This is a genomic window from Mycobacterium sp., from assembly GCF_035697385.1.
In the GTDB taxonomy this organism is placed as follows: Bacteria; Actinomycetota; Actinomycetes; order Mycobacteriales; family Mycobacteriaceae; genus Mycobacterium.
In genome coordinates this window covers 1-9,190 of the sequence record NZ_DASSCY010000203.1, presented here as the reverse complement: position 1 = coordinate 9,190, position 9,190 = coordinate 1, and the positions used below count along the sequence as shown (strand labels likewise).

9 protein-coding genes and 1 pseudogene are annotated in these 9,190 nt (G+C 63.0%); 5 read left to right on the top strand and 5 right to left on the bottom strand.

What is annotated here, in order from left to right; all coding sequences use genetic code 11:
* The coding region (locus VFH65_RS16825; protein ID WP_353322961.1) for a DUF4185 domain-containing protein at window positions 1-474 on the top strand (474 nt) is incomplete at its 5' end.
* Window positions 475-487: 13 nt separating this feature from the next.
* Here VFH65_RS16825 and VFH65_RS16820 read toward each other — a convergent pair.
* Window positions 488-1,351 (bottom strand): peptidoglycan recognition protein family protein, encoded by an 864-nt coding sequence (locus VFH65_RS16820; protein ID WP_353322960.1) that lies wholly within the window; start codon window positions 1,349-1,351, stop codon window positions 488-490.
* 555 nt (window positions 1,352-1,906) lie between these two features.
* Here VFH65_RS16820 and VFH65_RS16815 point away from each other — a divergent pair.
* Together VFH65_RS16815 and VFH65_RS16810 are read left to right on the top strand one after the other, a co-directional pair.
* Window positions 1,907-3,076 (top strand): hypothetical protein, encoded by a 1,170-nt coding sequence (locus VFH65_RS16815; RefSeq protein ID WP_353322959.1) that lies wholly within the window; start codon window positions 1,907-1,909, stop codon window positions 3,074-3,076.
* The gene (locus VFH65_RS16810; protein WP_353322958.1) at window positions 3,049-4,059 is read left to right on the top strand and encodes a toll/interleukin-1 receptor domain-containing protein; all 1,011 of its coding nucleotides are present in this window, start codon (window positions 3,049-3,051) and stop codon (window positions 4,057-4,059) included. The genes VFH65_RS16815 and VFH65_RS16810 overlap by 28 nt, the downstream gene beginning before the upstream one ends.
* Before the next feature lie 126 nt (window positions 4,060-4,185).
* Here the strand turns inward: VFH65_RS16810 and VFH65_RS16805 are convergent, their stop codons facing one another.
* Both VFH65_RS16805 and VFH65_RS16800 read right to left on the bottom strand, forming a co-directional pair.
* Entirely contained in the window at window positions 4,186-5,328 is a 1,143-nt protein-coding gene (locus VFH65_RS16805; protein ID WP_353322957.1) for a GGDEF domain-containing protein, read from the bottom strand.
* Window positions 5,329-6,027: 699 nt separating this feature from the next.
* Window positions 6,028-6,417, bottom strand: a complete 390-nt coding sequence (locus VFH65_RS16800; RefSeq protein WP_353322956.1) for a hypothetical protein — start codon at window positions 6,415-6,417, stop codon at window positions 6,028-6,030.
* A gap of 66 nt (window positions 6,418-6,483) precedes the next feature.
* Here VFH65_RS16800 and VFH65_RS16795 point away from each other — a divergent pair, with 66 nt between their 5' ends.
* Both VFH65_RS16795 and VFH65_RS16790 read left to right on the top strand, forming a co-directional pair.
* The gene (locus tag VFH65_RS16795; protein ID WP_353322954.1) at window positions 6,484-6,822 is read left to right on the top strand and encodes a sensor histidine kinase; all 339 of its coding nucleotides are present in this window, start codon (window positions 6,484-6,486) and stop codon (window positions 6,820-6,822) included.
* 49 nt (window positions 6,823-6,871) lie between these two features.
* Window positions 6,872-7,375, top strand: coding sequence for a hypothetical protein (locus VFH65_RS16790; RefSeq protein WP_353322953.1), 504 nt, complete (start codon window positions 6,872-6,874; stop codon window positions 7,373-7,375).
* Here the strand turns inward: VFH65_RS16790 and VFH65_RS16785 are convergent.
* Both VFH65_RS16785 and VFH65_RS16780 read right to left on the bottom strand, forming a co-directional pair.
* Window positions 7,368-7,451 (bottom strand): annotated as a pseudogene (locus VFH65_RS16785) (AAA family ATPase); the annotation flags it as partial. The gene VFH65_RS16790 and the pseudogene VFH65_RS16785 overlap by 8 nt on opposite strands.
* Before the next feature lie 347 nt (window positions 7,452-7,798).
* Window positions 7,799-9,127 carry an MFS transporter gene (locus VFH65_RS16780; protein WP_353322962.1) on the bottom strand — a complete coding sequence of 443 codons (1,329 nt, stop codon included), beginning with the start codon at window positions 9,125-9,127 and terminating at the stop codon, window positions 7,799-7,801.
* Window positions 9,128-9,190: the final 63 nt, after the last annotated feature.

Here is a 9,190-nt window from a genome sequence, read left to right as displayed (position 1 = left end):
TACCTGTCACGGGTCAACCAGTACCAGATACTTGACCAGACCAAGTACCAGTACTGGAACGGAACGACGTGGGTTGCCAACAAGCCTTCCGCCGCAACCCCGATCCTGCCGGGAACCAGGACCAGTGGATTCTTCGGTTGGGGTGCTACCACGACCTACCCCAGCGTCGGAGAGATGTCGGTGCAGTACAACCCGTACCTGAAGCAGTACGTCATGCTGTACGCCGACGGCAACAACAACGTCGTGATGCGGACGTCACCCACGCCGCAGGGCACATGGTCGGCGCCCAAGACGCTGGTGACGTCGGCACAGTATCCCGGTCTGTACGCGCCGATGATCCATCCCTGGTCGGGCACGGCCCTTTTGAAGAAGACCGACGGAACCCCGGAGGATCCGCAATATCTCTACTGGAATCTGTCGCAGTGGAATGAGTACAACATCGCGTTGATGCGTACGGATCTGAGCCGGGTGTAGAGCGGGCCCGACGTCAGATGGCGAGCTCACTGGAAAGCGAGGGTGCCAACTCCAGCCTCAGCGCGGCAGCGGTTGCCGGACCGACGATGCCGTCGACCTTGAGGCCGGACGTGCGGCGCTGGAACGCCTTGACGGCGGCTTCGGTTCTCGGCCCGAATATCCCGTCAATCATCAGGCTTGGGGTGTACTCCTTGAGCCGGCGCTGAAGTTCGGCGACCTGTGGTCCTTCGGAGCCACGGAACAGGAGGACATCGGCGTACTCGCCGACGGGTACGGGCGGCCGCGGTGTCGGCGCGGGTTTCGGGATACGGCCGATGCGGTCCTGAATGTCGTGTCGCAGGATGTCCATGTCGATCCCGCCCGGATCCCACTTGCCCTGAGCGCGACCCGCGTACTCCTTGTGCCCGATGGTGCGGGCGGAGGTCTGTGCCAGACGACGATTGATCGCCGCACAGCAACGAACCATCGCGAAGTACTGTGCGTCGGGCCAGTTAGCACGGTGGGGCGCAACGGGACTCGTACCGCTATTGGCGCATTCGATACCGATCAAGTGCCAGTTGCCCATGTTGGTAGGCAGCCACGGATACATGCCCGCGCCCGCGTGCCACGCGACGCCGACTGCCACGACGGTCACGGTGCCGTCGCGCGCGATGTGCAGCTGGGATAGCGGCCCTGGCAGATCTGGGCGGCCGCCGGCGATCGACGCGGCGCTGGCGTTGTCCGATCCGGTGTGGTGCACCATCACGCCACGGATGTCCTTGAAGTCGCCGTGACCGCGGGTGCGCCAGCCGGGATACTCGACAAGGTCCACTCCTTCGGCCCGAAGGACGTCGGCGAGCCAGACCGGATCTCCTGTCCACGGTCCTGTCTCCGGCATTTCGAGCTCCGTTCTTTCTGTCACAGCAAACGATCGAGGGGCAGATGGTGTGCCGATGCGTCACCCGGCTCCCAAGTCAACCCCGTCGATCCGGATCCTACGTCGGTGCTCGGACGGAAATTCGGAGCGCGACGGTGCAGATGAGATTGGCTACCTTTCAATCACTTTGCCGGTAGATGGCCGCGGCGTACACAGTCAGGGTTGCGACCCGCATCATCTGCCCCGAACAACGTTGGACATGGTTCTGGTAACCGTGAGCAGCTTAGCCCGCGGACGGCGGAGCAAACGCGTGCGGAGCCACGTGTGCCTGTTCCAAGTCGTCGTTCAGGTTCGCCTCAGGTTCGGCTCCTATGGTCGGAGACATGTTCGGTTCTGGCGACGCAATCGCACTTGCGCGGCGTGACGCCGCCTAACCCCCGACGCCCTTTTCAAGCTCGGCCCGCCACCTACCCCCCCAGGTGGCGGGCCGAGCGTCGTATTGGGTTTGCGACCTCTATCCGCTTAGTAATATCCGGGGAGGTCGTTCGATGTGTTCTTCGGGGGGAGGCATGCGGCGTGAGTCCTCTGATCGGGCTCTATTACCCGTTTTCGTTACCGCTGTCCGACGAGACGCTAAAGCGCGCACTGCTGATCTTCGACGAGGTCCTTTTCATCGACCCGCAGACACCTCGTGTCCGCGCCGGACTATACGACGAACGCAGCCATCAGCAACATCTTCCGCTCGACGCCGCCAGGTGGCAGCGACAGGACTGGGAGGCTTCGCAGCGCACGCTCGAGCCACTTATTGCCGCGGGCATTGCGAGATACATCGATCCGACACCGCTGCTCGATGACCAGCCGACCCAGCAGAATATGACGGCCTGTTTCCAGGCCGAGATGGCAAGAGAGCAGACGTTTGCGCTGTTCGGCAACTCCCCAACCGGCTGGTGTGTGCTCCGCAGCCGGATCCCTCGTAGTGCCTTTGCGTTTCTGCACCATCAATACTCCCCACGCGTCTTTTATGACCAGAACATCCGCCGACCGTTCTCATCGGAGAACGGTTTTCACGCGCTTTTCGCCGACGGCAAACCTGACCAGGAATTCGGTCTCCCTCCTGGCCCGGGCGCCACACCCGACACGGATCACGAGTATGCATGCGTGGTGCCGTACTACCTTGGCTCGTCGCTGGCGGTGAGCCTCGCGCTCGCCGCATGTGAACAAAGTGGCGCAATTCCCTTCACCGACAGTATCTTTCATACATCGCTGCTGAAGATGCGTCTCGCGGCAGCCGATACCGCCGCTCCTGTGGAAGATGAATCAACGTTTCTGGATGCGGCACTGTCGGCCGAGGATCTCGCAGCCCTTTCGCTCGACCAGGTCGCGCAACTACGGGCACTGCTGCAGGACATACGGCGAACGGTTGCCGAGTCGGGTCTCGAAGCAGTCGTCGGGCGGGTGCATGAAGCATTCGAATCCATCGCGTCCAGGCAGCCGGAGGCAGCCAGTCAGCCCAGTGCATCGCGGCTTGTCCGCCTCCCTGCGGAACAGCCACCGCAGGCACATCTCGAGATTGACCCTGCGACACGAGAATTCGCCCCGAGCGGGCACAACCTGCAACTCTGGCCACGGCCGCCCGCCGCGGTGCCCGAGCCGCGGGAGAGCGCGCCAGACCCACCATCTGACGTGCCGACACAGGTCCGAGAGCCGAGGAGGGCGTGGTGGAGCTTCTGGAAACGATCCACGTAGAGTCGCCCTCCGGTACGCGGGCCATCAGCCTCTATTACGGTGACCTGACTCGCATCCCGCCAGATGAGGCCGTGGATCTACTTGTAATTTCCGCCTTTCCGAATGACTACTACCCCACGCCGACATCCTTGATCGGCGCTCTCGATAGTGCCGGTGTCTCGGTCTCAGCACTCGCCCAAGACAAGGCCGAGGATCTTCGTGAGCAGTACGACTGCTGGCTTTCGCAGCCGATCGACGACAAGGTCAACCTTGGCTTCGCGCGGATTCTGTGCTTCGAACCGGCCTGGCGAAGGTCGCCGCCCGAGGTTGTCGGCGACATCTTCCGCAGCCTGTTTCCGATTATCGAAGGGGGCGTCCCGATCTCGAGCATCGCGATGTCACTCGTCGCATCGGGCGATGCCCGCTGGCCACGCGACGAGATCTTCGAGCCCTTGCTAGAGGCCGCAGTGCGGTGGCTGGAATCAGGGTTGCGCGTCGACGTCATCAAAATCGTTGAGCGCGATCGCGACAAGGCGGAGGCGCTTCGCCAGACGATGGCGCGCTTCCAGAGCAAGCCGCCTGATCCGCTGCGGCGCACGAAGGGGTATACCTACGACGTATTCATCAGCTATTCGCGCCAGAACGGTGATGCTGCTGATTACCTCACATCTCAGCTTCAAGCACACGAGTCCAGGCCAACGGTCTTTCACGACAAACTGTCAATCAATCCGGGGGCGTCGTGGCAACGCCAGATATGGGAGGCCCTTGACACGTGCCGCAAGGTCGTCGCCCTCTACTCGCCGACGTACCTCACCTCGAAGGTCTGCCAAGAGGAGTACGAGATCGCGTGGCTCAGGCATCGCGAAAGTGGCAACGTTCTCGTGCCGCTGTACCTTGTCACGGCGGACCTTCCTCCCCACATACGCATCGCGAACTACACCGACTGTCGAGAGTCAGACCAAGCTCGGCTATTGGCGTCAATCCCAAAGATCCTGTCTGCCTAGCACTTCCGCGACAGCCTGTTGCGTCGGCGCATCCCGATGACAGAATGCCGGCCACAACTGTCGCGGGCGCTTTCACGTAGTTCAACTACAAAGGCGACGCCTTCTTGCTAGTCGAGTGCCGGGTTCTCAGCCACCGGTTTCGTCGGGCCGTATGTAGTTTGTTGCGTTGCCGCCGTGGCGTTTTGCTTCGAACATTGCATGATCGGCATGCCCGATCATGGTGTCCAGCAGTGCGGAGGGGTCAACCTCAGGCGCGGCGACGTCGGCCAGGGCCACACTGGTGACGCCCACGCTGGCGGTGATCGGAGCGTGATCGGCCGGTGCGGCGACCGCGGACCTCACCCGCTCGGTGATGCGTTCTGTGTGGCCGGGTTCGGTTACGTCGACGACAACGAATTCCTCGCCGCCGATCCGAGCCACCAACGCGGTGCCGCGAAGCGCGGACTTGATTCGTCGTGCGCTGCGGATCAAGACCTCGTCACCGACAGCGTGACCGAACGCGTCGTTGATGCCTTTGAACCGGTCCAGGTCGACGACCATCACCACCAGGTGGGCGTCCTTGGAATGCCCTTCGTACACCAAGTCGCCGACATGCAGGTGCAGTCCGCGCCGGTTCAGCAGGCCGGTCAGCGGATCGGTGACCGACTCGTTGGCATCGTTACGCAGAATCCAGATCCCGAATTGAATCCCCAACGGAGTCGCGGCCGCCCCCGCCGCCACCATCAGCATCTTGGCGGCCAAGGCCACTCCGCCAGAGTCTGCACCGCCGACTTGCACAGCATGGACCGTCGTCGACGCCAGTATCCATAGCGTATGCAGGGCTAGGACTTTCGGCCCGTCGAAAAACATCAGATAGATCCCGATCAGCCCAAACGCGTTGAGCCCGAAGAGCCCTGTCAGCCAGTCTGTATCGTGCAGAGCCACCGCGGCGATCCCGATATCGCAGGAAACGACAAACCCGATCGACCCTCGTCGCGACGGCCACGGCCGACAACACCACACGCCAGCCCAAAAGATCGTCAACGCGGCGAACATGGCCACGACGACGTGAGATGCGATGGTGTCTGAACCTGCGGAGGGAACGTGGATCGCTAGCAATACCGCCGCGACGAGGAACGTGCCGGCACCGATCAACACTTTGACCGCATCGGCCAGCGACCGCTTGGCGAAATACTGCACCTGCGCGGCATAGTCGACCGGCTCACGCCACCAGACACGGACAAGACGGCCCAAGAGGTCAAAGCTTCTCGTATGTTCCGGCAAACGCACCCCAACTATCCTTTCAGCCACCCGCGCCGAGCCCGCCCTTTTGCAGAGCGCCGCCCAACCGGCGCAGGCGACGGTGAACAAGCGACCCACCAGCGAAGCCACGTCGGCGGCGATACGTGCCACAAAGTCCGTAACCGACTTTGCCGGGACCGCAGGTGCGCGGCCGCCAAGGCGGCCATGATTTCCGCTCCTACCAGGTGCAATATGCCGCGTAGCAATCTAGGGGACGGTCCGGTAGATCTGCATATCAGAGCCGCCACCGCCTAATATTGCCGTCATTGCGCCGCTGCCAGCTACAGCCAGCAAAGGAAGGCTAGCAGCAGACCGGCAGCTGACATACCAAACGTCGAAATTAACTGGAACTTCGTGTCGCTACCGCACCAGTCGAGATGCCAGCAACCAGGACACATTTGCGCCGAAGGCCCGTCATCGAGGGTACCGTCGCCACGGTCGAACAACTCGCGTCGACGTCAGTTACCCCACTCGGGACAGTCTTTTTCTGGCGGGTCGAGCGTGCTTCGGCACGTCTGCACGGTGATGTAGTAGGACCCGCAACCGGGTCTTTCCGGTTCACCGAACGGTGTGCGGCTCGGCTTTCCAAGCTACTGCTCGCGCTCTCCGGCGAACTTGATGGCATATCCCTCTGGGGCAGGCAGATATACACCGAACACCGCCTTGACGCGACAGTAGCGTTAGTCGTCATTCATCAGCGGCCTCCCCGGTACATCCGCGGCGGGGGCTCGACATAAGAGCGACGACGTTGGCCTCGACGTCGAATCCGGGACTGGTGCCCCGCAATAATGCCCGCGTACCGTCGCGCATCCCCTCGTTCGTAGACCGTCCTGCGCAGCGGCCGTCGGCAAGGATGTCGAAGGAATCGGCCAGCCAGAAGTCGACGGTGACGGTGACTGCCGATGGCAGCTGGCGGTCCGGCGCACCTTCTATCCGAGGAGGCTGACCAGGTGTCGCGTGCATCCGCGGAATGTGTGCGGCCGCAGCAGGAGCCGCCGACGAGGACGGCGAGGCCAGCGACTCTCCCTCATCGCCGAAGAAGCCACCGAAGCGCCTCTCCCCCTTGCCGAGAAACATGGCGTCACCCTCAAAGCCTCCGGCGACATCGCCCCCACCGTCGGCTCATACGCGCTGCTGCTGCAGATGACGACCAACCTCGTGCACAACGCGATCGTCCATAACCTGCCAGAAAAGGGCACCGTGTGGGTTACGACCAGCGTTCATCCCAGCACCGTGGTGCTTGCTGTCGAGAACGACGGCGAAAAGCTCACCCCACCACTAGTTTCCACCCTTGTCGAGCCGTTTCAACGCGGCACCGAACGAATCCGCACCGACCACACAGGCGTTCGCCTCGGTCCGGCAATCGTCAACAGCATCACACAAGCACACGACGGAAATCTCACACTCACGCCCGCCCCGCTGGCGGGCTCCGCGTCACGGTGCAACTACCCGCGCTGTCGAGCAGTTCTGGCCCCACGTTGACGGCTTGATTCAGCCCCGGCGCGTTGCTCGATCCGGGAAGCTTGACGGCATGAGTAGCTCGCTCGCGTTGACGCCCAAAACACGTGCGCCCGGCGATCCAGAAGCTGTTCGCCACTTCATGGAGTTCGTCGTGGACGGCGAACGACTCGGTCAGGTCCTCGGACCGTTCCTCGACCTTGACGACGCGACTGACGACTACGTGACTGTCCTGGCTACCGACTGGGCGGCCGGGGTCGCCTTGAAAGAGCTCGATCGGCTACTGGGCGAGGCTGTTTCGCCGCAGCTTGGTGGCCGGACTGCCATGTATGTCTGTTGGGTGTGTAGTGATATTGGGTGCGGTGCCGTGACCGCGGTCGTCGAGGTGGGCGACGATAAGGTCGTGTGGCGCGACTTCGGTTATCAGAACGACTACTTGCCCTTCGACCAAGATGCCATCTTCACCGGCGTCGGGCCGTTCATGTTCGATCGCGATGAGTACTGGCGTGTCCTGGAGCAATTCCGCTCGATCGTCAGTGAGACTCCGCGCGAGCCGGGCGGCCGCGAGCCTACGTAAGGCGGTAGCTGAGGGTGCCGGTCTCGATGATCTGCCCGGCGAACATCAAGCGGTCGACGATGGCAGCGCAGTCGCGCTCAGCGGATCAAAGTCCCGGAATTCGCTTCCGTTGCTTGAAGGATGTTGTCTCCCAACGTTCTTTATGCACGGATGCGCCAGCCCACCCGCCAGTTAGCCCTCGACCGCCCCGACCGATCGTGTGTTGGCTCACATGAGGCTGTTCTAAGTGATCGCTCATATTCGCCTCAGGTTTGGCCCATATCGTCGGAGACATGTTCGGTCTCTGGCGACGCGGTCGCACGACGGTTTCCGCCAGGCTTGCTCAGGTTCAGGCACCGCGTAACGCCGCCTAACCACCCACGCCCCCTTCAAGCTCGGTCCGCCACCTAACCCCCCAGGTGGCGGGCCGAGCGTCTTATCGAGTCATCGTCCGCTGACGTGTGACCCTGCGTCGCGGGGTAGGCGCAGTGTCTCGATGAGCGTGACGGCGAGCAATGCACCGAGCACCAGGTACGCGTACGGATAGGACGCCAGCACGCTGAGCAGCAGCGCCGCGATAGCGATTCCGATCCCCGCGGCGAGTTCCTGAATCGATGCGTTGAGGGTGTTGCCGTGGGTGAGGTCGTCGCCGTGGACGTCGGCGAACGCCAGGCTGTTGTACGCGGTGAATCCGATGGAGCGCAACGCGCCGCTGACGTACAGGATGGCCACCATCGCGGCAACAGGAACTCCCGGCTGTATCAACGCGAGCAACCCGAAGCACCCGACCGAGGCGATGCCGTTGACCAGCAGCACGTTACGAATGCCGAACCGGCGCATCAATGGCGTCGTCACCGGTTTGATCGTCAGGTTACCCACGAACAGCACAGTGGCCATCAGGCCGGACGCCAGCGGTGACCAGCCGAACACGAGCTGGAACTGCAGCGGAAGCAGGAACGGAACGGCGGTGATCACCATGCGGTAGAGCGACCCGGCCGTGACGGTGATCCGCAGTGTTTGCACGCGCAGGACCTTGAGTTGCAGGAGCGGTGCGTCCGAGCGCAGCAGATGGCCAATTGCCCCGATCAGCAGTACCGCGGCGAGCACGCCGCCGATCCCGACGAACAGCCAGTCGGTCCCGCTGACACGGATGTGTTCGAGCGCGATGAGGGCGGCCGAGATTCCCAGGCCGATCAGCAGCATGCCGCGCCAGTCCAGGGACCGCGCCGATGGTGTCGGCTGGTCATGTATCAGCTTGAGCGCCAACAGAAATCCGACGATGCCGATCGGGATGTTGATCAGGAAGATCCACCGCCAGGACCCGAATGTCGCGATCGCCCCGCCCAGCGCCGGTGCGATGACGGGTGCTGCCAGCGCCGGCCAGGTGAGCAGGGCGATGGCGCGGACGAGATCGGACTTGTCGGAGTATCGCAATACCGCCAGCCGCCCGACGGGCACCATCATGGCGCCGCCGATGCCCTGCAATACGCGCATGCCGACCAGCATCGGCAGGGACACGCTGGCCGCACATCCGATCGAGGCGATTGTGAATACGGCGATCGCGGTGATGAACACACGGCGTACGCCGAATCGGTCGGCCATCCATCCGGTGGCGGGGATCAGCACCGCGACGGTCACCAGATAGGCCGAGATCGCGACGTTGACGTCCACCGCCTCGACGCCCAGTGAATCGGCGATGAGCGGGATCGCGGGAGCGATGATCGTGGCGTCGAGGATCTCCATGAAGAACGCGCCGGCCACCAACAACGCCATCCCGCGGGGGAACGACGAGGGTTGGGGCGGCGGTCGCGGCATCGCCGTCAACCTAGTAGGTCC

Coding starts and splice junctions, on each gene's coding strand:
- VFH65_RS16790 (WP_353322953.1), top strand. CDS start 6,872: ATGAGTAGCTCGCTCGCGTTGACGCCCAAAACACGTGCGCCCGGCGAT.
- VFH65_RS16800 (WP_353322956.1), bottom strand. CDS start 6,417: ATGTTTCTCGGCAAGGGGGAGAGGCGCTTCGGTGGCTTCTTCGGCGAT.
- VFH65_RS16795 (WP_353322954.1), top strand. CDS start 6,484: ATGACGACCAACCTCGTGCACAACGCGATCGTCCATAACCTGCCAGAA.
- VFH65_RS16820 (WP_353322960.1), bottom strand. CDS start 1,351: ATGCCGGAGACAGGACCGTGGACAGGAGATCCGGTCTGGCTCGCCGAC.
- VFH65_RS16780 (WP_353322962.1), bottom strand. CDS start 9,127: ATGGCGTTGTTGGTGGCCGGCGCGTTCTTCATGGAGATCCTCGACGCC.